General features: G+C 59.8%; 15 protein-coding genes and 1 rRNA gene. 13 read left to right on the forward strand and 3 right to left on the reverse strand.

What is annotated here, in order from left to right:
- Positions 1-100, forward strand: a 5S ribosomal RNA gene (gene rrf, locus ACQ4WZ_RS26810); the annotation flags it as partial.
- A 129-nt stretch (positions 101-229) separates the two neighbouring features.
- Here the strand turns inward: rrf and rtcR are convergent.
- Complete coding sequence (gene rtcR / locus ACQ4WZ_RS26815; protein ID WP_436574890.1) at positions 230-1,834, reverse strand: RNA repair transcriptional activator RtcR; 1,605 nt, start codon at positions 1,832-1,834, stop codon at positions 230-232.
- 204 nt (positions 1,835-2,038) lie between these two features.
- Here rtcR and ACQ4WZ_RS26820 point away from each other — a divergent pair, with 204 nt between their 5' ends.
- The 5 genes from ACQ4WZ_RS26820 to ACQ4WZ_RS26840 all read left to right on the forward strand — a co-directional run bounded on the left by ACQ4WZ_RS26820 (position 2,039) and on the right by ACQ4WZ_RS26840 (position 7,616).
- A complete protein-coding gene (locus ACQ4WZ_RS26820) occupies positions 2,039-3,604 on the forward strand; it encodes a vWA domain-containing protein (RefSeq protein WP_436574891.1) in 1,566 nt (521 codons plus the stop codon).
- Positions 3,605-3,875: 271 nt separating this feature from the next.
- The gene (locus ACQ4WZ_RS26825; RefSeq protein WP_436574892.1) at positions 3,876-5,105 is read left to right on the forward strand and encodes an RtcB family protein; all 1,230 of its coding nucleotides are present in this window, start codon (positions 3,876-3,878) and stop codon (positions 5,103-5,105) included.
- A gap of 16 nt (positions 5,106-5,121) precedes the next feature.
- The gene (gene rtcA / locus ACQ4WZ_RS26830; RefSeq protein ID WP_436574893.1) at positions 5,122-6,141 is read left to right on the forward strand and encodes an RNA 3'-terminal phosphate cyclase; all 1,020 of its coding nucleotides are present in this window, start codon (positions 5,122-5,124) and stop codon (positions 6,139-6,141) included.
- A 131-nt stretch (positions 6,142-6,272) separates the two neighbouring features.
- Positions 6,273-6,758 (forward strand): cytochrome c-550 PedF, encoded by a 486-nt coding sequence (pedF, locus tag ACQ4WZ_RS26835; protein WP_101483104.1) that lies wholly within the window; start codon positions 6,273-6,275, stop codon positions 6,756-6,758.
- Positions 6,759-6,782: 24 nt separating this feature from the next.
- Positions 6,783-7,616, forward strand: a complete 834-nt coding sequence (locus tag ACQ4WZ_RS26840; RefSeq protein WP_243857908.1) for a substrate-binding periplasmic protein — start codon at positions 6,783-6,785, stop codon at positions 7,614-7,616.
- 57 nt (positions 7,617-7,673) lie between these two features.
- Here the strand turns inward: ACQ4WZ_RS26840 and ACQ4WZ_RS26845 are convergent, their stop codons facing one another.
- Positions 7,674-9,812: a TonB-dependent receptor family protein gene (locus ACQ4WZ_RS26845; RefSeq protein ID WP_436574894.1), complete on the reverse strand. Its 2,139-nt coding sequence runs from the start codon at positions 9,810-9,812 to the stop codon at positions 7,674-7,676.
- Positions 9,813-10,016: 204 nt separating this feature from the next.
- Between ACQ4WZ_RS26845 and ACQ4WZ_RS26850 the strand changes: the two genes are divergently transcribed.
- The 7 genes from ACQ4WZ_RS26850 (at position 10,017) to ACQ4WZ_RS26880 (ending at position 19,679) form a co-directional block, all read left to right on the forward strand.
- On the forward strand, positions 10,017-10,973 hold the full coding sequence (locus tag ACQ4WZ_RS26850) for a beta-propeller fold lactonase family protein (protein WP_133989119.1): 957 nt from the start codon (positions 10,017-10,019) through the stop codon (positions 10,971-10,973).
- A 338-nt stretch (positions 10,974-11,311) separates the two neighbouring features.
- Positions 11,312-12,832, forward strand: a complete 1,521-nt coding sequence (adh, locus tag ACQ4WZ_RS26855; protein ID WP_099404118.1) for an aldehyde dehydrogenase — start codon at positions 11,312-11,314, stop codon at positions 12,830-12,832.
- Between the two features lie 53 nt (positions 12,833-12,885).
- Positions 12,886-13,281 (forward strand): DUF779 domain-containing protein, encoded by a 396-nt coding sequence (locus ACQ4WZ_RS26860; protein WP_101483101.1) that lies wholly within the window; start codon positions 12,886-12,888, stop codon positions 13,279-13,281.
- A gap of 53 nt (positions 13,282-13,334) precedes the next feature.
- Complete coding sequence (locus ACQ4WZ_RS26865) at positions 13,335-15,071, forward strand: PQQ-dependent methanol/ethanol family dehydrogenase (RefSeq protein WP_257562590.1); 1,737 nt, start codon at positions 13,335-13,337, stop codon at positions 15,069-15,071.
- A gap of 287 nt (positions 15,072-15,358) precedes the next feature.
- Positions 15,359-16,519, forward strand: a complete 1,161-nt coding sequence (locus tag ACQ4WZ_RS26870; protein WP_243857910.1) for a porin — start codon at positions 15,359-15,361, stop codon at positions 16,517-16,519.
- Positions 16,520-16,567: 48 nt separating this feature from the next.
- Complete coding sequence (locus ACQ4WZ_RS26875) at positions 16,568-18,679, forward strand: 4Fe-4S binding protein (RefSeq protein WP_436574895.1); 2,112 nt, start codon at positions 16,568-16,570, stop codon at positions 18,677-18,679.
- Positions 18,669-19,679: an FAD:protein FMN transferase gene (locus tag ACQ4WZ_RS26880; protein WP_436574896.1), complete on the forward strand. Its 1,011-nt coding sequence runs from the start codon at positions 18,669-18,671 to the stop codon at positions 19,677-19,679. Before ACQ4WZ_RS26875 ends, ACQ4WZ_RS26880 begins: the two co-directional genes overlap by 11 nt.
- Before the next feature lies 1 nt (position 19,680).
- On the opposite strand, the gene ACQ4WZ_RS26885 is transcribed toward ACQ4WZ_RS26880, so the two are convergent.
- On the reverse strand, positions 19,681-21,669 hold the full coding sequence (locus ACQ4WZ_RS26885; protein WP_166674675.1) for a sigma-54-dependent Fis family transcriptional regulator: 1,989 nt from the start codon (positions 21,667-21,669) through the stop codon (positions 19,681-19,683).
- Between the last annotated feature and the right edge of the window lie 507 nt (positions 21,670-22,176).

The raw sequence follows: 22,176 nt of genomic DNA on the forward strand, positions 1-22,176 counted from the left end.
GCAAGTTGGTCCCACCCCTTCCCATCCCGAACAGGACCGTGAAACAACTTTGCGCCGATGATAGTGCTGCAACCAGTGTGAAAGTAGGTTATCGTCAGGCTTGTTATTCGCAGTAGAGAAAAACCCCACCGGACTCCGGTGGGGTTTTTTTTCGTCTGCTGCTTTGTCTTGCAAAGCAAACAGGCGTAAAAAAGGCAGCGCTGCGCGCTGCCTTTGTCGTTTAATTAAGTCAACATACCCTGTGCCATTCCAGGTCAAAGCGGGCCAGGAATTTCTTGAGCCTGTCCGCATCATTCGGCTTGGCTTTCACTGCACGCGAGACTGCATACAGCGTGCGGCCCGCATCGGACAGGCTGTTCGATTGCCGGCATACCTTGATCACTGCTTGCAGCTGCAACGCATCGAACAGGTCGAGTTGAGCGGCAGCCTGCTCTCCCATGATCGCTGCCAGGTCCACTTCCGGATGGGCGCTACGCCCACCATGATGCTGCCACATCCGCTGCAGGCGCTTGATCTCTTCGTCGACCACGCCATCCGTGATGCGACCCGCTTCCGATAGAGTCGCCAGGCGCGTGACAGCGGCCGACAGATCGCGGAAATTGCCATTCCATGCTGAGCTGGGCAAGGTGGCGAAACGCATGAAGCGTTCGCGGGCCTCCTTGTTGAAGCGCACTCGTTCGCCCGTTTCGGCGCCATATTGCGCCAGCAGATATTCCAGGTTCGGCTCGATGTCTTCCGGACGCTGCACCAGGCCAGGCAATTCATAGGTCCACAGGTTGATGCGCGCATACAGGTCTTCGCGGAAGCGGCCGGCGGCTACCTCCTTGCCCAGGTCGCGGTTGGTGCCGGCGATCAGCTGGAAGTCGCTCTGCACTTCCGTGTCCGCACCTACGGGGAAAAAGCGTTTTTCTTCGATGGCTTTCAGCAGCATCGCCTGTTCGTCTAGCCCTAGCTCACCGATTTCATCGAGAAACAGCAATCCCTTGTGTGCGCTGCGCAGCAAGCCTGGCCGGTCCACGCCGGCGCCAGTGAATGAACCCTTGATATGGCCGAACAGGGTAGACGCGGCGCCGTCGCCATGCAGGGTGGCGCAATTGAGATCGATGAATTTGCCATCGATCTGGTGGCGCGATTTTTTCAGTTCATAGACGCGGCGCGCGAGAAAGGATTTGCCGGCGCCCGTAGGCCCCATCAGCAGCATGGGGGCGCGGGACTTGATGGCGACGCGCTCGATTTCCTCGATCATGGCGTTGAACTTCGCATTGCGCGTGGCGATGCCGGACTTCAGGAATGCCACGCCTTCGGCCTGTTCGCGCGTAAAACGCTGGGCGATCTGATCATAGCGGGACAGATCGAGGTCGATCAGTGCGTAGCTGCCGGGATTGCCGGCAGCCTGGCGCTTGGGCGGCGATGTCTGCACGAGGCGGCCGGGGAAATAGCGTGCCTCCGTCATCAGGAACATGCAGATTTGCGCCACGTGGCTACCGGTGGTGATGTGGATCCAATAGTCTTCCTTGTTCGGATCGAAGGGGTAGTTGTTGGCGAAATCGTAGAGGGCGCCGTACACGTTCTCGAAGTCCCAGGCATCGCTGATGGGGAGTGCATGCGCGATTAATTCGGTTTCCGGCGAGACGCTGGCGATATCCTGCGACACCTGCTGCACCAGGTTGCTGAACTGGCTGCCTGCGTACAGCAACTCGAAACGGTCGATGATCTTGTCCTCGTGCTGGGTCAGGGCGATGCTGGGGCGCCACTTCTCCCAGCGTGCCGCGCCCCTGCCATTGTCGAGTTGCGTGCCGAGAAAGCCGATGACGACAGTGCGTTTTGCTTGCATATTTTGGATAAGAATTTATCTGAAAATATAATTGTATTCGAAATCGCAATGCCTGCTAATTCCCGTTGAAAAATATAGATGAAAATATTATTTCATAAAATCAATGACTTATGATCTTTTTTGACGAGGACGGAAAAGCTGGCACAGCGATTGCAATAGAGAGGATACAAACGAGATAAAACGAGTAGAAGAGAGGATCACATCATGGCCAACTTGCAGCTATTCCAAAGCGCTAAACAAACCAGCTTGCTGCCAGCCGCGCTGGGCTTCAATACGGAAGGCGCGCCAGCCTACGCGCTGACGCCACGCCACCAGCTGGCCCAGTATGCGGCCACGGGCTGCCTGAACACGACGTTCTATGCGAGCGCCGAAGCGCAGCTGGCGAGGGTGCTGGAACTGTGCAAAGCCGTGGAGCCGGCTTTCATTGCGAAAACGGCCGTGTATTGCCGCGAACGGGGCTACATGAAAGACATGCCGGCCTTGCTGGTGGCGGTGCTGGCGGCGCAGGGCGCTGCGGAATTTCCGCCAGCTTTCGAGCGCGTCATCAACAATGGCAAGATGCTGCGCAACTTCGTGCAGATCATGCGCTCGGGCGTCGTGGGCCGCAAGTCGCTGGGGTCGCGTCCGAAAAAACTCGTGCAGGCATGGTTGAACAGCGCTTCGGAGCAGGTTTTGCTGGCCGCAGCCGTGGGCAATGCACCTTCGCTGGCCGACGTGGTGAAGATGGTGCACCCGAAACCGCAGGATGCCTGGCGGGCAGCGTTTTTTGCCTGGCTGATCGGCAAGCAGTACGATGCCAAGGCACTGCCGCCGGCGCTGGCCGCGTTCGAGGCTTACAAGCTTGATCCAGCGCAAGCGATACCGGAAGTGCCGTTCCAGATGCTGACGGCGCTACCCTTGTCTGCCCGGGACTGGGCGCAGATCGCCCGCCAGGGCAGCTGGCAGATGGTGCGCATGAATCTGAACACCTTTGGCCGTCACGGCGTGTATGCGATCGACGGCATGCCGGAATTGATTGCCGCGAAGCTGCGCGATTCCGAGGCGATTGACCGGGCGCGGGTATTTCCGTACCAGTTGATGTCGGCCTGCATGGCCGCCAGCGAGAGCGTGCCCGCCATCGTGCGCAATGCGCTGGAGCAGGCGCTGGAAATATCGCTGCTGAACGTGCCGCGGATAGCGGGCAGGGTGGTGGTGTGTCCCGACGTTTCCGGCTCGATGTCCTCGCCCGTCAGCGGTTTTCGCGGTAGCGCCACCTCGAGTGTACGTTGCATCGACGTGGCGGCGCTGGTGGCGGCGGCCATGCTGCGCAAGAATCCGGACGCCATGGTGCTGCCGTTCGAGCAAAGCGTGGTGACATGCCAGCTCGATGCGCAGGGCACGGTGATGGAGAACGCGGCAAGGCTGGCGGCCATCGGAGGTGGCGGCACCAATTGCAGTGCGCCACTGCTGCGGATGAACAGCAAGAAGGAGCTGGCGGACCTGGTGATTTATGTCTCTGATAACGAATCGTGGATCGACGCCAGACGCAGCGGCGCCACGGCAACGATGGGACAGTGGACTGTCTTCAAGCAGCGCAATCCGCAAGCGAAACTGGTGTGCATCGATATTGCGCCGCACGCCAGGACGCAGGCGATGGAGCGCGAGGATATCCTGAACATCGGTGGTTTTTCCGATGACGTATTCAGGATTATCGCCGCCTTTGCTGCAGGTCGGCTGGACCCCGCGCACTGGGTGGGAGAAATCGACGCCATCGATGTTGCAAGTTGTTGAAGTAAAGCGCATGAATGCGGACAAGACTACATAACAGACGTCCTGTCCAACCTTGTCATGCGCTGCAGTACCCCGAATGCCGACAGGATTACATAGCTTAGCCGCGTCAAACCGGCCTGGCAGGCGCAGTGAGCTTGCCAGAAAATCCTGTCCCACCTTGTCGGGTTGTCGTACGGATGAATGCCGGTGGAACTACATCCAGGGCCGATGCGTCGGCAACGTTTCACCAATCCTGGTCATCCCCCCCGGATAACATGAGAAGAGAGAACATATGAAAGAATACGAAGTCCTGCATGCCGAAGGCAGCCGTCCCGTGAAAATGTGGACCCGTGGCGTGCCTGTCGAAGAAGCGGCCAAAAAACAATTACGCAACACGGCGACCCTGCCGTTCATTTACAAGCATATCGCCGTCATGCCCGACGTCCACCTGGGTAAAGGTTCGACCATCGGCAGCGTGATTCCCACGCTGGGCGCCGTGATTCCGGCGGCGGTGGGCGTGGATATCGGTTGCGGCATGATGGCGGCGAAAACCACGCTGACGGCGAATGATTTGCCCGATAACCTGGCGCCGCTGCGCAGCGCCATCGAACGCGCCATTCCGCACGGGATGTCGCCGAAGACGCGCGGCCACCGCGGCCGCGACGAGGGTTCCTGGCATACGCCACCCTCGGTGGTCGATGCCGCGTGGCTGCAATTGAAGGACGAATTCGATGCGATCTGCCTGAAAACGCCGAAGCTGAAAAACACGAACAATTATCGTCACCTGGGGACTTTGGGTAGCGGTAACCACTTCGTCGAAGTCTGCCTCGACGAACAGGGTACTGTATGGTTCATGCTGCATTCCGGTTCGCGCGGCGTGGGAAATGCCATCGGCACCCATTTCATCGAACTGGCCAAGCAGGATATGCGCACCCACTTCATCAACCTGCCCGACCAGGATCTGGCTTATTTGGCAGAGGGAACGCAGCATTACGAGGATTACGTGGAAGCGGTGGGCTGGGCGCAGTGTTTTGCGCGCAACAACCGCGAAGTGATGATGCAGAACCTGATCGCGGCCGTGCGCACGGTCATCCATAAACCGTTCCAGACGCACGTGGAAGCCGTCAACTGCCACCATAACTATGTGCAGAAGGAGCACCACTTCGGCAAGGATGTACTGGTCACGCGCAAGGGCGCCGTCTCGGCCCGGGCCGGCGAACTGGGGATCATTCCCGGCTCCATGGGGGCGAAGAGCTTTATCGTGCGCGGTAAAGGAAATGCGGAGAGCTTTCATAGCTGCAGCCACGGTGCGGGACGCACGATGAGCCGCACGGAAGCGAAGCGGCGCTTCAATCTGGCGGACCAGATCCGCGCCACCGAGGGCGTGGAATGCCGCAAGGATGAAAACGTGATCGATGAAATCCCGATGGCCTACAAGGATATCGACGCGGTGATGCTGGCGCAGCGCGAGCTGGTCGATGTGGTGCATATCTTGAAGCAGGTCGTCTGTGTCAAAGGTTAACAGAGAGAAAGAAGCAATGATAGAAATTGATGGAGCGCAAGGCGAAGGCGGCGGACAGATTTTGCGCTCGGCGCTGAGCCTGTCCATGATCACGGGCCGGCCATTCCGCTTGACGAATATCCGCGCGGGGCGGGAAAAGCCCGGCTTGCTGCGCCAGCACTTGCTGGCCGTGCAGGCGTCGGCCGCCATTTGCGGGGCGCGCACGACGCCGCTGGCGCTGCGCGCAGCTAGCCTGGAATTCGTGCCTGGCTCCATACGCGGTGGCGATTACCGTTTTGCCATCGGCAGCGCCGGCAGTTGCACCCTGGTGCTGCAAACCCTGTTGCCGGCCCTGCTGCATGCGGATGGGCCGTCCACCGTGCGCATCAGTGGCGGCACGCACAATCCCATGGCGCCGCCCGTGCATTTCCTGCAGCGCGCGTATGGCCCCATCCTGCAGCAGATGGGTGCCGAGGTGGAGATCGCGCTGCAACGCTACGGCTTTCATCCCGCAGGCGGCGGCGAAGTGATTGCCACCGTACAACCGTGTCCGCGCTTGCGGCCTATCGCATTGCTGCAGCGCGGTGAACGGAAAGCAGGGTATGCGGAAAGCGTGTTGGCGGGCCTACATGTGAACGTGGCGCAGCGCGAGTTGGAGCGTGTCGCCAGCGGCATGGGCTGGAGCGGCAAGCAGCTGCGTATCGTCGGCTTGCCCGCGGAGCAGGGGCCGGGCAATGTCTTGTTGCTGACGCTCGAGCATGAGCATGTCACGGAAGTGTTTACTTCTTTTGGCGAAAAGTACTTGCTGGCGGAATCTGTGGCCAAGCGCCTGCTGAACGAGGTGCGCGCGTATCTGAAGACGGATGCGGCCGTCGGCGAGCACCTGGCCGACCAGCTCTTGCTGCCCATGGCGCTGGCCGGTGGTGGCACCTTCAGTTGCAGCAAGGTCTCGCAGCATGCGCTGACGAATGCGGAGGTGATTTCCCGGTTTTTGCCTGTGCGTATCACTTTCGAGCAGCAGGAGCGGGCCAGCATCTGCACGGTGGCCTCCGCCTGACGCGCGCGGTGACACAACTACCTGTTGCAGCTGTTCCAAATTGATACATGGGCGACCGGATGTGGGGCATGTAGGCATGGCATGGCATTTGCTCTTCTTGGATATTCACTAAAAAAACGAAGGAGACCAGCATGACCTATTCCATCCGTACCCTGCTCGGCGTGGCAGCCGCCGGTGCCGTCGCACTCACTTCCCTGCTGACCTTGCCGCATGCCTATGCGCACGGCAATGTCACGCCGCAAGGCGTCGACACCACGGGCTTGCCCAAGGTGGGCGACAAGTGGCTCGAACAAAACCCGTATCGTGGCAACAAGCTGGCCCTGACGGTGGGCACCTCCGCCTACAACCAGAATTGCGCCCGCTGCCACGGCATCGAAGCCATCTCGGGTGGCATCGCGCCGGACTTGCGCCAGCTCGACCGCGATTGCTTCGGTATCAAGAATGAGACAAAGAAACAGGCATGCTACAAGGAAACGGACAATTATTTCCTGGCGACCATCCGCCACGGTAAAGTACGCAATGGCGCCGTGTACATGCCGCCGTTTGAAGGTGTCTTCAACCAGGAAGCCATGTGGGCCATCAAAACCTACCTGGAAACCCGCCGCGATTCTAACTGAGCCGATTGATCACCAAGGAGTCCCATGCGTTCATTTCAATTCCGTGGCGCGCGCGCGATGCTCTCGCTCGCCTGCCTGGCGCTGTGCGCAGCCGCGCCAGCGCGCGCCGACTGGCAGAAAGTGCAGCAGTCGGGCAGCCTGAAAGTGGCGGTGTACAACGAGTTCGCGCCGTTTTCCGACAAGGGCGCGGGCATCGATATCGACATTGCCGAAGCGCTGGCCAAAAAGCTGGGTTTGAAACTGAGCTTGCTGCCCTTTCCCGCCGGTGAAAACCTGAATGACGATTTGCGCAATATGGTGTGGAAGGGCCACTACCTCGGCTATGGTCCTGCCGATGTCATGTTGCATGTCCCGGTCGACAAGAAGTTGATGGCGGATAACGACAAGGTCGAGATTTTCGCCCCGTATTACGTGGAAACCGTGCGTCTGGCGCGCAGCGCGCAAGCCGTGCCGCAATTCGATGGCATCGCTTCGCTGGCCGGCAAGCGTATCGGCGTGGAAAAGGTATCGATCGCCGCCATGCTGATGCTGGGTGAAGACAATGGCAAGTACCGCGACGACGTGCGTATCTTCGACACGGCTGCCGAAGCCTTGCAGCAATTGCAGGCGGGCCAGCTCGACGCCGTGCTGGCGAATCGTTCGGAAATCGAGTCGGTGCTGAAAAGCGATTCCGCTTTCCCCTTGAGCGAGGTGGCGTTCGCCCGCTTGCCGCGTGCCGGCTGGGCCGTGGGTCTGGCTGTCAGCCGTCAGCAGCTCGACGTGGCCAAGTTGCTGCAGGCGGCCATGAACGAGATGGCGGCTAGCGGCGAATTGAAAGCCATCTTTGAGAAATATGGCGTGAAGGAAGCACGGCCGTAGCAGGCTATGTTGATATGCCAAGAAGCCCGCGCATTGGAAGATGCGCGGGCTTTTTTCTTAGAACGAATATTGCGCGCTGGCGCCCAGCAGCCAGTTACGGCCCGGCGCCGCTTCATAGTAGCGTTTGTTGCTGTCGCCAACGATGACGGAACCCACATAGGTCTTGTCGAAAAGATTGTTCAGGCGGGCAAATTCCTTGAAGCGCCATTTGCCCGCGTTTTGCTTGGCGTTGACCCTGGCATTGAACACCGTGTAGCCTGGCGCCGGTTTTTCGCTGTTGCTGTCTTCCGCGTAGATCTGGTTGCTGGCCACGCTTTCCAGTGCCGCGCCAAAACGGTCCAGCGTGTCTTTCCATGCCAGTTCCGCGAACAGGTTGGCGCTGGGTACGCCCGGCAAGCGGCTGCCTTCGCGCACGCTGCCGAAGGCCTGGTCATACACGGCGTGCAGGCTGGTCAGCGCCACTTTTGTCGTGAAGCCATACGGCAGGCTGGAGTCCAGCGACACTTCCATACCCTGGCGCAAGGTCTTGCCCCCATTACGGTAGCTGGTGCGCCCGCCGCTCGATTGATCGACCACCAGTTCGTCGCTGGTCTTGATCTGGAATAAGGCTGCATTCAGATGCGTGTTGCTATTGATCCTGGCTTTGATGCCCGCTTCCAGGTTGGTGCTGGTGGCCGGTTTCAGCTGGTAATTGAAGCCGCTGCCCGTGCCCGAGTAAAACAGTTCGTTCAGGGTGGGCGCCTCGAAGCCGCGTGCGGCGCTGGCGTAGACGTTGACGCTGGGCGTCAGCTTATACAGCAGACCCAGCACCGGTGTCGTGTGGCTGAACTCCAGGCTGCCACTGTCGTCGCCATTGCTGAGAAAGTGGTCGTTGACCGCCACTTTCATCTTGCTGTAGCGCACACCTGCGCTGAGCAGCCATGGGCCGCTTTGCCATTCCGCCTGGATATACGGATCGAGGCTGGAGACGACATCCTGCTCGTCGCGGCGCAGCTTGCCTTTTACGCCAAAGCCATTGCCAATGTAATTCTCATAGCCGGTGCGGTCATCGCTGGAGCGGCCGTAATCGATGCCGATGGTGGTGCTCAGCTTGCCGCCTGCCAGCTGGTTCACGTGCAGCCAGTTTGTATCGATGCCATAAAACTGGCGCTTGAAGTCAACCACGCCGCCGGAATGCTTGGGGGGCGCCTGGAAGCCCTTGTTGAAGGCCTGATATTGAATCACGTCACGGTTGCCGCCATACACGGTCACATGCAGGCGGTCCTCGCCGAACGCCTGTTCATAGGTGGCGCCGATTTGCTGGTGGTCGATGCTTTTGCGCGTGTTGTAGCGCTCGGCAAAGGTGCGCTTCGGGTTTTGCGTATCGCTGGTGTCGATTTCGCCTGCGCGCGGGTTGGCGGCAAACGTGGCCCAGGTGACGCCCAGGGGATCTTGCGTATTGCCCTGATGCAGGCTGTTGGCGACGATGGTCAGCTTGCTGTCTGCATTGGGCTTGACGTTGATCTTGCCGAAAGCCTGTTCGCGCGTGGCGGCGCTGTGGTCGCGGAAGCCGTCCGTGCGGAAGCGTGAGCCGTCGAGCACGTAGCCGATGCCGCCTGCCTGTCCTTGCGCCGTCAAGTCCACCTTGCTGGTGCCGTAGCTGCCGCCCGTCACATTCAATTCGACGGATGGGGGATTTTGCCCATCCTTGGAAAAGAGCTGGATCACGCCGCCCGAATGGTTGCCGTAGATGGCAGAAAATGGCCCACGCAGCACTTCGATGCGCTCCGCCGTGTCCAGGTTGAAGGTGGCGGCCTGGCCCTGGCCATCGGGCATGCTGGCCGGAATGCCATCGCTGATCAGTTTGACGCCGCGCACGCCGAAGGCCGAACGGGCGCCGAAGCCGCGTGAGGAGATTTGCAAGTCTTGTGCGTAGTTCTGGCGGTTTTGCACCACCAGGCCCGGCACGGCGGCCAGCGCTTCCGACGCGTTGACGCGGATTTGGCCCTCCTGGATGCGGGCGCTGTCGACTACATCGATCGAGGCCGGCACTTCCTGGCTGGGGTGGGCGATGCGGCTGCCGCTGACGACCACCATATCCATGACTTGTCCGGTGGCCAGGTCAGCGGACTCGGCGGCGAAAGCGTGGGGGGCGAGGGTGGCGCTGCCGGCGACAAACAGGCTGGCAATGGTGTTCAAGCGGAAACGATGCTGCATGCGGGTTCTCCAATGTGAATAAAAGCCTGCTTGGACGCGTGAGCGGCGCAGGTCTGCATAGTCTTATCAAGCAATATGCCTGCCATGTCTCCATTGGTGGGCTGAAATTATACGCGTGTCAGTGGCACGGCGTTTGCATGCAGCAATGTTCAGATGCGCCGATACCGCGCGCTTTCCCCTCGTTTTGCTATTGAAAAGGTGATTATGCCCAACTTCTTCTCGCGCTTGCGCCAGGTTTGCTGGCTGCTGCCTGTGCTCGCCAGCAGCGCCATCCAGGCCGCTCCGTTTGCCTATGTGCCCAATGAAAAATCGGGCACCCTGAGCGTGATCGACACGGCGACCGACCAGGTAGTGCGCCAGATTGCCGCAGGCAAGCGTCCGCGCGGCATCGCCGCCGACCCCACAGGACGGCAATTGTTTGTCACGGATGCCGCCAGCAGTGCCTTATTGCTGATTGACAATGAAGGCGGCGCGCCCCTGCGCACGGTGGCGCTGGGCAAGTCGCCCGAAGGCGTCAGCGCATCCCATGACGGTCGTTACGTGGCTGTGGCCGTCGAGGAAAACAATAGCGTGGCCTTGCTCGATGGCCAGACGGGTGTCTTGCTCGCCGACATCAAGGTGCAAGGGCGGAACCCGGAACATGCCGTGTTCAGCCCCGATGGGCGCTGGCTGCTGGTGAGCGCGGAAGAGGCCGAGCAAGTCGATGTCATTGATGTTGCGCAACGCCGCCAGGTCGCTTCCATCGCTGTCGGCCTGCGTCCGCGCGGCATTGGTTTCAGCCCCGATTCGGGCCGAGCCTATGTGGCGTGCGAACTGGTCAATGCCGTGTATGTGATCGACATGGCCGCGCGCAAGGCGATTGCCACCATTCCAGCGGGCAAGAATGCCAACGGTATCGCTGTCCATCCCAGCGGCAAGCAGGTGTATGTCTCGAACGGCACGGATGGCACGGTGATGGTGATCGATACGGCCAGCAATCAGGTCACGGCCACCATTCCCGTCGGCAAGCGCCCGTGGAATATGGCCATCACGCCGGACGGTGCCAAGCTGTACGTGGCCAATGGCCGCTCGAACAGCGTTTCCGTCATCGATACGGCCAGCGCGCGCAAGGTGGCCGATATTGCCGTGGGCGAATTGCCATGGGGCGTGGTGATTCGGTAGTGGCACAGGCGCAGGTGTTCCAGTCTGGCACACCTGTTCCATTGTGCAGCGGCGCAGGGGCGCAGCAACAGCACTGGCCCGGATTGGAACAGGGCGCCGCCACCTTGTTCAAAACCCAAACAGACCCACGCCCGCCTTTCATGCCCGGGGCAGGCGATGAAAAGCGGGCCGGGTTTGGCGCCACGCCCTTGTAAGCGGGGAAAAACCCGCTAAGTTTGTAGTGGGATGGCGAGCTGGCACGGCATTTGCGGAAGACTCCGTGTACTCACCCCATCTGTACCAGGACGTTTGATTTTAATTACAGCAATTCCATTCTAATTAACCCGATAGAGGACGACATGAATCTCGCAGACATCAGCAAACTGGGCGTAGCCAATCCCTTCAAACAACGCTATGACAATTACATCGGCGGCAAATTCGTTGCGCCAGTAAAAGGTGAATACTTTCCTAACATCACGCCCATCACGGGCTTGCCGTTTTGCGAAATCGCCCGTTCCACGGCGGAAGACGTCGAGCTGGCGCTGGACGCCGCCCATGCCGCCAAGGATGCCTGGGGCAAGACTTCACCTGCCGAGCGCGCCAACATCCTGAACCGCATCGCCGACCGCATCGAACAGAACCTGAGCCTGATCGCCACGGCGGAAACCATCGATAACGGCAAGCCGATCCGCGAGACGATGAATGCCGACATTCCGCTGGCCATCGACCATTTCCGTTACTTCGCCGGCTGCATCCGCGCGCAGGAAGGTTCCGTCGCGCAAATCGACGCGGAAACCTATGCCTACCACTACCACGAACCGCTGGGCGTCGTGGGCCAGATCATCCCGTGGAATTTCCCGATTCTGATGGCCGTGTGGAAACTGGCGCCAGCCCTGGCAGCCGGCAATTGCGTGGTCCTGAAACCGGCCGAGCAGACTCCCGCCTCCATCATGGTGTTGATCGAGCTGATCGGCGACTTGCTGCCACCGGGCGTGTTGAACATCATCAACGGTTTCGGCCTGGAAGCGGGCAAGCCGCTGGCGTCGAGCAAGCGCATCGCCAAGATCGCCTTCACGGGTGAAACGGGTACGGGCCGCTTGATCATGGGTTACGCCGCGCAGAACCTGATTCCCGTCACCCTGGAGCTGGGCGGCAAGTCGCCGAATATCTTCTTTGAAGATGTGATGGATGCTGACGATGATTATTTCGACAAGTGCCTGGAAGGCTTCACGATGTTTGCGCTGAATCAGGGCGAAGTATGCACCTGCCCATCGCGCGTGCTGATCCAGGAATCGATCTACGAGAAATTCATCGAACGAGCCTTGAAGCGCGTGGCCGCCATCAAGCAGGGTAATCCGCTCGACTCTTCCACCATGATCGGCGCCCAGGCGTCGCAGGAGCAGCTGGAAAAAATTCTGTCCTACCTCGATATCGGCCGCCAGGAAGGTGCCGAAGTGCTGGCCGGTGGCGAGCGCAATACGCAGGCAGGCGACCTGGAGGGTGGCTACTACGTGCGTCCGACCGTGTTCAAGGGCAACAACAAGATGCGCATCTTCCAGGAAGAAATTTTCGGGCCCGTCGTGTCCGTGACCACCTTCAAGGATGAGGCCGAAGCGCTGGCGATTGCCAACGATACCTTGTATGGCCTGGGCGCCGGCTTGTGGACGCGCGACGGTTCGCGCGCCTTCCGCATGGGGCGCGCCATCCAGGCGGGCCGCGTGTGGACCAATTGTTACCACCTGTATCCAGCCCACGCCGCATTCGGCGGCTACAAGCAATCGGGTATTGGCCGCGAAAACCACAAGATGATGCTCGATCACTACCAGCAAACGAAGAACTTGCTGGTGAGCTATAGCCCGAAAGCCCTGGGCTTCTTCTAAACCGGCACACGCGCCGCGCCCCTGGCCGGGCGCGGCGTGCAGAAAGGGATGCCATGAGTGCAGCAATTGCCCGGGTGGTCGCCACCGTAGCGGCGCTGGAAATGATGGACAAGTTGCGCCAGCGTCACGGACCGCTGATGTTTTTCCAGTCGGGCGGCTGCTGTGATGGCAGTGCGCCCATGTGTTATGCGCTGGGCGAGTTCGATGTCAGCGATACCGACATTTATCTCGGCAATTTGAATGGCACACCGTTTTACATGGGACTCGAGCAATTCGAGTACTGGGAGCATACCCAGTTGATTATCGATGTGGTCGATGGCAATGGCGGCATGTTTTCACTCGACAACGGCACAGGCAAGCGCTTCCTGACGCGCTCGCGCCTGTTCACCGATGAAGAGTGCGCCTTGTTGCATGCCCAGCCGCATGAACACGACAGAAAAAGCACCTGAGAGTTACACACACATACTAATAACAGAGGGAGATGATTGTGCAGAAAAAAATCATGGGGATCGTCGTCGGTTTGAGTGTCGCCTCGTTGGTCCAGGCGGCCGACGTGGGCAATGTCACCAGTGCCATGCTCGACAGCACGGCGAAGAATCCGTCTAGCGTCCTGTCGTTTGGCATGGGCACGCAGGGCCAGCGCTATTCGCCGTTGACGCAGATCAATGACAAGACCGTGGCCAAGCTGGTGCCGGCCTGGTCGTTCTCGTTTGGTGGTGAAAAACAGCGGGGCCAGGAATCGCAGCCGCTGATTCATAACGGCAAGATGTTTGTCACGGCCTCGTATTCGCGCATCTTTGCCGTCGACTTGAAAACGGGCGCCAAGCTGTGGAAATATGAACATCGCTTGCCAGACGGCATCATGCCATGCTGCGACGTGGTCAACCGCGGTGCCGCCCTGTACGGCAACCTGGTGATCTTCGGCACGCTGGACGCCTACCTGGTGGCGCTGGATCAAAACACGGGCAAGATCGTCTGGAAGGAAAAGGTCGACGACTACGCTGCCGGTTACTCGATGACTGCCGCGCCGCTGATCGCCGAAGGCTTGCTGCTGACGGGCGTATCGGGCGGGGAATTTGGCATTGTGGGCCGGGTCGAAGCGCGCAATCCCATGACCGGCGAACTGGTGTGGAGCCGTCCGACCGTGGAGGGCCACATGGGCCACCGCTACGACAAGGATGGCAAGGCGACGGATAACGGCGTGTCTGGCACCGTGAACAAGACCTGGCCGGGCGACCTGTGGAAAACGGGCGGCGCCTCGACCTGGATGGGCGGAACCTACGATCCGCAAACCAAGCTGGCCTACTTTGGCACCGGCAACCCGGCACCGTGGAATAGCCATTTGCGTCCCGGCGACAATCTCTATTCCTCGTCCACCGTGGCGTTGGACGTGAAGACGGGCCAGATCAAATGGGCCTATCAAAACACGCCGAACGACTCCTGGGACTTCGATGGCGCGAACGAGTTCGTCACCTTCGACATGGATGGCAAGCGTTACGGCGGCAAGGCTGACCGCAACGGTTTCTTCTATGTGATCGATGCAAACAACGGCAAGCTGCAAAACGCCTTCCCGTTCGTAAAGAAGATCACTTGGGCCAGCAGCATCGACCTGAAGACGGGACGGCCGAACTTCATCGCCGCCAACCGCCCTGGCGATCCGACCAAGGGTGAAGAGGGCAAGAAGGGCACGACGGTATTTTCCGCCCCGGCCTTCCTCGGCGCCAAAAATCAGATGCCGATGGCGTACTCGCCGCAGACCAAGCTGTTCTACGTTCCCGCGAATGAATGGGGCATGGACATCTGGAACGAGCCGATCAGCTACAAGAAGGGCGGCGCCTTCCTCGGTGCCGGTTTCACCATCAAGCCTTTGTTTGACGACTACATCGGCGCCATGCGCGCCATCGATCCGAAGACGGGCAAGATCGTTTGGGAAGTCAAGAACAATGCGCCGCTGTGGGGTGGCGTGATGAGTACTGCCGGCAATCTGGTGTTCTACGGTACGCCGGAAGGCTTCCTGAAAGCCGTCGACGCGAAGACGGGCAAGGAGCTGTGGAAATTCCAGACGGGCTCCGGCGTCGTGGCGCCGCCCGTCACCTGGCAGGATGGCGATACGCAATATGTGGCCGTCGTATCCGGCTGGGGGGGCGCGGTGCCACTGTGGGGTGGCGAAGTGGCGAAGAAGGTCAACTTCCTGGAGCAGGGCGGTTCCGTGTGGGTCTTCAAGCTGGCATCGAAGTAAGGGGGTGAAACGCCCGGGCCACTCGGATGGGCGTCTCCCTGTCCGCCGGGCGCTTTCTTTTTTCTGACGGCCCAGGCCGTCAGTTTTTTGTTTACCTGTATCACCGCTATGCATACTTGCGGTCAAAAAATGAACACCATGCGGGGCAATTGATCCGCTGCTGCACACGTGAAATACGCTTTTTCTCTTTCTCCCTCTGAGCCGTGCTGGGCACGCTTATTGCCAAAGCTTGAGGTACATCAATCACTGGTGTGCACACTAAAAACAGAGAAGAAAGAGGATAAGCAATGAACACATTGATCAAGCTGGGGAGCCTGGGTGTCATGACAATCGCAGCGATGGGGCAGGCGCAAGCCGTCGATATCAAGGCGGGCGACTGGACGGTGTCGGTGGGCGGCATCGTCAACGCCTACTACACACAAGTGTCCTGTTCGGGCGATGCGGTGGGCGGGCTGGCGCTGGGTGGCCAGGCGCTCGGTTGCGGTGGCGAGAAGGACCGCACCACCATCGGCAACGGCTTGCTGCCGAATGGCTTGATCACTTCCGCCTCGTCGCGCCTTGGCGAGTACGACGTGAAAGCCTTGATCGGCATCTACAACTCGACCGCCACCGACAGCGCCATCAGCCAGAACAGCGTGGTCGATGTACGCCAGGCCTTCTTTACGTTCGGCAATGCGGAAATGGGCACCTTCAAGTTGGGCCGTGACTACGGCATCTTCGGCGCGAATGCGATCCTGTCTGACATGACCTTATTGGGTTCTGGCGCGCCCGTGCAAGCGACGCAGCGGGGCCGGGTGACCCTGGGCCATATCGGTGCCGGCTACACCTATCTTGGCAACTATGGCCAGATCATGTACAGCTCGCCGAAGTCGAGCGGCTTTGGCGTCGATGTGGCGCTGGTCAGCCCTGTGTCCGATACGCCCATCGTGGCAGGTTCGACCTATTCTTCGAAGTCGAGCCCGCAAGTGCAGGCGCAGCTGACATACGGGCAGGAAGGCTTGAAAGCCTGGCTGGGTGTGAAGTCGCAAAAATTCACCTCGAAAACGCCAGGTATCGATGACCTGACCATGCGCGGCGTGGAGGTGGGCGGCTCGTACCAGATGGGTCCGGCTGGCGTACTGCTCAACTACCAGGGCGGCAAAGGGCTGGGCATCCTGTCCGATGCGGATCAGGGCGATACCAAGTCGAAAAACTGGCTGCTGCAAGGCACGTACAAGACGACGGACAAGCTGAAACTGGGCTTGTCCTACGGCATCAGCAAGAACGACGATAACACGGCCGGCACGGGTGGCTTGAAGTCGAACGCCAACCTGACCCTCGGTGCGTATTACTCGCTCAACAGCGCGATCACGCTGGTGGGTGAACTGGGCCAGACGCGCTCGAAAGGCTTTACGGGCGGCGAAGCGAAGATGAATGGCGTGTCCTTGGGCGGCATCATTTTCTTCTAACTTATCAACGCGGCGCCTTGCAACAGGGCGCCGCATGGAGCGTAGTGCATGCGGACAATGCGGTTGTTCATCGGATGCTGGCTATTCCTGTTTATCCTGGGCCAGGCGTGGGCGGGCGTGCTCACCAAGGCCGAGCTGGCACGGCGCTTTCCTGCTCCCATCGTCGTCGGTGACAAGGAGACCGATTTGGTCGTCTGGCCCTTGTTCAGGCAAAACGCGACGGCCATCGAACTGGTCGGCTATGTTTTTGAATCGGTGGACCTGGCGCCCATCCCCGGCTTTTCCGGTGTGCCCGTCAATTTATTGATCGCCATTAATCCGCAGGGCAGTTTTCTGGACGTGTCTGTTCTATCGCAGCATGAGCCCGTGTTTCTCGATGGCCTGGGAGAAGCGCCTTTGTTTCAATTCGTCAAACAGTATCAGGGCTTGTCGCTGAAACAGAATATCGCCATCGATGCCAAGAAGAAACGCGCGCCAGACCCCACCCACGCCGATATCGATGGCGTATCGAAGGCCACGGCATCCGTGCGCATCATCAACCAAAGCGTGCTGGCCTCGGCCTTGAAAGTGTCGCGCAAAAAACTTGGCTTCGCGCAAGGACGCGACCCCGACCAGATCGCCCGCATCCGCATGGACGTGTTCGAGAAACTCAGCGCGGCGCAGATGCTCAAACAAGGCTTGATCCAGCATGTACGCCTGAGCAACAAGGACGTGGAAACCCTGTTTGCCGGCAGTCCCGGCGCGGGACTCGATGTGGAAGCCACGCGCGCGCCGGACGGTGTGTTTATTGACCTGTACCTGGCGTATGTCTCCGTGCCCAGCGTGGGGCGCAATCTGTTGACGGAGCGCAGCTGGAACAAGCTGCGCAACCGGCTTGACGAGGGCGACCATGCCATCCTCGTCATGTCGCGCGGGCGCTACAGCGTGCTGGGCGACGATTTCGTGCGCGGCACCGTGCCGGACCGGCTGTTGCTGAAGCAGGATGGCTTGCCCATCGACATGCGCGACCTGGACCTGGAATTGCGCTTGTCCGATGGGGGATCGTTGCCGACGGAAAATATCGCCGTCTTTCGCATCATTAGCCAGGCGGGGCTCGATGCGGCCAGCCCGCTGGCGTTCACGCTGCCGATCACGCGCAACAAGGGCATCGTGTATCCGGAACGCATCGCCCGCAACGTGGATTTCAGCTACCGCCTGCCCGCCGAGTTTTATAGCGCGCCGCAAGGCGACGATGCCACGTGGCGCGGTACGTGGAAGAACCGCAAGGCTGAACTGCTGCTCTTGGTCGCCGGGCTGGCGCTGCTGGCCGGCGCTTTGGCCTGGCAGAAACGCCTGGTGCGCGATGGGCGGCAATTTACCTGGTTCCGCAATCTGTTCCTGTTGTTTACCATCGCTTTCATCGGCTACTACGCGCAGGGGCAGCTATCGATCGTCAATATTACGGGCGTCATCCAGGCGTTGCTGGCGGGGCGCAGCCTGGGCTTTTTCCTGTTCGACCCGATGACGGTGATCCTGTGGGCTTTTGTGCTGCTCAGCCTATTTATCTGGGGACGGGGTACGTTTTGCGGTTGGCTGTGTCCGTTTGGCGCCCTGCAGGAATTCACGGGCAAGCTGGGCCAGTGGTTGCGCTTGCCGCAGTGGAAGATCAAGCCGCGTCTCGACGGGCGCTTGAAATGGATCAAGTATGGCTTGCTGGCGGCCATTCTTGGCAGCAGCATGTTTTCCAGCCAGATTACGGACAAGCTGGTGGAGCTGGAGCCGTTCAAGACGGCCATTACCCTGAATTTTGTGCGCGCCTGGCCCTTCGTCGCGTATGCCGTGGGTTTGCTGCTGCTCAGCAGTGTTTCCTACAAATTCTTTTGCCGCTACCTGTGCCCGTTCGGCGCGGCGCTGGCGCTGCTGGGGCGCTTTCGCCTATTCAACTGGATTCCCCGTCGCAAGGAATGCGGAACGCCTTGCCAGACTTGCCGCCACCGTTGCGAGTATCACGCCATTGCGCCCAGCGGGAAAGTCGATTACGGTGAGTGTTTTCAGTGTATGGATTGCGTGGTGATTTACGCCAGCGATGAGAAATGCGCTCCCTTGATGCTGGAAATCAAGCGTGCCCGCACCATTCCCATAGTCCGGGCCACGGCAGAGGAGAGCAGCAATGCAGCGTAGGACGTTTATTTCCGCCGCCATCGGCAGCGTGGCCGGCATGGCGGGCTTGGCTTTGCCTGGCAGCATGGCGCGCGGCACGGCCACGGCGTACGGCGTACGGCCTTATCAAGGCGCCGCGCTGGGATTTGGCACGACCATCGCCGTCACCGTATTGCACCATGATCAGCACCAGGCCGAACTGGCCATTGAAGATGCCTTGCATGCGGCCAGGAATATCGACCGCCTGATGAGCATTTACAGTCCAGCGAGCCAAGTCTTCCAGCTGAACCGCGATGGACGCCTGGCCCGGCCGGACGCGCATCTGCTGGCCGTGCTGTCGCAGGCGCAAGCCTTGTCGCAATGGAGCGATGGGGCGTTTGATATCACCGTGCAACCTTTGTGGCAGCTGTTTCGCGCGGCGGCGGACCAGGCCAGCTTGCCGACGGACACATTGCGCCGCGCGGCACAGGCGCGGGTGAGCTGGAGGCAACTGGCGTGGGACAGGCGCGAAGTACATTTTCTTCAGCCCGGCATGGCGCTGACCTTGAACGGCCTGGCGCAAGGCTACGCGGCGGACATGGCGCTGGCGGCCGTGCAGGCGCGCGGCATACGGCACGCGCTGCTCGACACGGGCGAGTTCATTGCGCGCGGACAGCGCTCCCCGCGCCGACCATGGACCTTGGGCATCCAGGACCCGCGCGACGGGGAAATCCTGGCGGCCACCCTGAAAGTGGAAGGGCGCAGCGTGGCCACGTCGGGCGACTACGAATGCACGTTCACGCCCGACTTTGTGCATCACCATATCTTCGACCCAGCGAACGGTGATTCGCCGGGAGAACTGGCCAGCGTGACCGTGCTGGCCCCCACGGGCTTGCTGGCCGATGGCTTGTCGACGACCTTCATGGTGACGGGCGCCGCGCGTGCGCATGCCATGGCCGCGCACATGCAGGGCGTGGACCTGATGACCATCGACAAGTCGGGGCAGCGCAAGGTGTCGCCCGGCTTTCCCCGTCTGCTTTAGGCTATTTCAGATGTGGCACCTTGCGATAGATCGTATTGCGCGATACGCCCAGGGCCCTGGCCGTGGCCGAGACGTTGCCGCCATGCGCATCGAGCGACTTGAGGATCACGCTTTGTTCCATTTCTTCCAAGTTGGCGCCAGCGGCGATCATGCGGTCCGTGCTGGCGCTGGCGGCATGGGCTTGCGTCATCTCAATATCGTCGAGGAAATCATCGGGCATGTGACGCAAACAGATTTCATGCTCGTCGCCAGCCATGACGATGGCCGTGCGCAACAGGTTCGTCAGTTGGCGGAAATTGCCTGGCCATTTATGCTGGTGGAACATGCGCAGGATGTCTGGCGCGACCGTATAGCGCGTGTCGGGCGCTTCTGTTGCAAGGATCTTTTTCACGACCGTTTCCAGGTCCGTGCGTTCTCGCAGCGGCGGCAGTTTTACCACCAGGCCATTCAGGCGGTAATACAAGTCTTCGCGAAAGAGTCCCTTGGCCATGCGTTCGCGCAAGTTGTGATTCGTGGCGCAAATGAGTTCCACATTCACAGTGATCGATTTGCTGCTGCCCAGCGGTGTGACCATACGCTCCTGCAGCACGCGCAACAGGCGCGCCTGCAAGCCAAAGGGCATGTCGCCGATTTCATCGAGGAACAGGGTGCCGCCGTTCGCCTGCAAAATCTTGCCGATGGCGCCTTTCTTGCGCGCGCCCGTAAATGCCCCGTCTTCATAGCCGAACAGTTCAGACTCGATCAGGGTTTCCGGGATCGACGCGCAATTGACGGCGATAAACGGTCCCATGGCCCGTGGCGAGTCGTTATGGATGGCTTGCGCCAGCAATTCCTTGCCAGTCCCCGTTTCGCCCATGACAAGAATAGGAATGTCGCGCCCCAATACCTTGTTGACTTTTTCGATCACCAGCTCCAGTTGCGGATCGCCCGTGCGCAGATAACGGAGGCCGGACAGGCGCCGCGCCGCGTTGGCCGCGTGGCTGGCCGGCGCGGGAACCGGGGCCGGCACGGCGTTGATATCGCCATGGTCGGTGCTGGCTGTGAAACCGTGCTGGAAGGCACTATTGGCCAGGCGCAATTGCGCGCGACCATATACGCGCACGCCGCTGTGCATGCACAGGTTCAGCAATCCTGGCGCGGCCGTGCGGTAATGGTCGTACAGGGCAGACACGGGCAAGCCGAACAGGGAGCTGAAGGTATGTGATTGCAGCGCGGCAAATGACAGGCCCAGCTGAAATAAACCGTTCTTATTGGCGGATAAGAACCGTCCGCCCGGGGTGAATGAGGCGATGCCTTCCATCAAGGTGCCGATGAATTCGGGGCGCGCGTGGAAGTGGACGGTGATGGCATCTTCGAAGGTGGCGGAAAACAGCTGATTTTCGATCATCAGCGCCGACATGCGTACCAGGGCCATCGTATGCTTGTGAAAACTGCGCTGGTCGCTCGAGACATCCAGTACGCCGATAACATTGCCCCTGTGGTCGGTGATCGGTGCCGCAGAGCACGTCAGGAAATGATTGGCGGCCAGGTAATGCTGGTCCGCATGGACCAGGGTGGGTACTTTCTCCGTGATGGCCGTGCCGATGGCATTCGTGCCCCGGCTTTGTTCCGACCATGCCACGCCTGGCTGCAAGGCCACCCGGTTGGCTTTTTCCAGGAAATCATCATCGCCCAGCGAATGCACGATCACACCATTGGCATCCGTCAAGATCACCATATTGTGCGTGTTGACGATTTGCTGGTACAGCGTTTCCATCGCGGGCAGTGCGTGCATGTGCAGCATGCGGTTTCGCTCGATCAGCAAGGACAGATCGGATTTTCCTGCTGGCGTAAATTCTGGCGTGGCGGTGGGCGACAGGCCAAAGGCGACTGAACGCTGGTGGGAAGTTTCAATGATGACGGGGACGTTGTCCTGTCCTGCCTGCGAGGTGTTCGCGTCTGCAATAGACGAGAACGGTGTGCTACGGTAAGTAGCGGACGTTTGATACATGATCTCGTTGCCTCCGTTGGGCCCTGTAATGCGGCGCTCTTTTGAATATCGAGAGTGTTCCATAATGTAGCACCTGTCACAGATGGGAGCAAAGCAAAGCGAACCGGGCTGTCCCCAGTGTTGCTGCCAGGCCCAGAATCGCTCTCATCAGTGGACAGTGCATAGGCATGTATAAGCAATTGCGGTGCCAGGCTTGTTTAACAGGGGGGAAAAATAGCCCTTGCGGGGCGTGCGGTGCAGGGCTATAATTCGCCCCCTCGCTGAACGACGCATGCAAATGCCGAGTGAAGGGAGAAAAAAGAAGGAGTTGACGGATGTAGTGAAATGCTTCATACTCTTCCTTCTTCGCAGCTGACAAACACAACGCTTTGTCGATAGCGCGAAAGCAACAACCGAATACAGTTCTTTAACAATTAACAGTCGATAAGTGTGGGCATTTGATGTAAGTGCAGCGTCAATCTTCGGATTGGCGTCTAACTTAAAATATCAAATGTTCACAAGAAATAA

The sequence above is a fragment of the Janthinobacterium darwini genome, from assembly GCF_051380905.1.
In the GTDB taxonomy this organism is placed as follows: domain Bacteria; phylum Pseudomonadota; class Gammaproteobacteria; order Burkholderiales; family Burkholderiaceae_D; genus Janthinobacterium.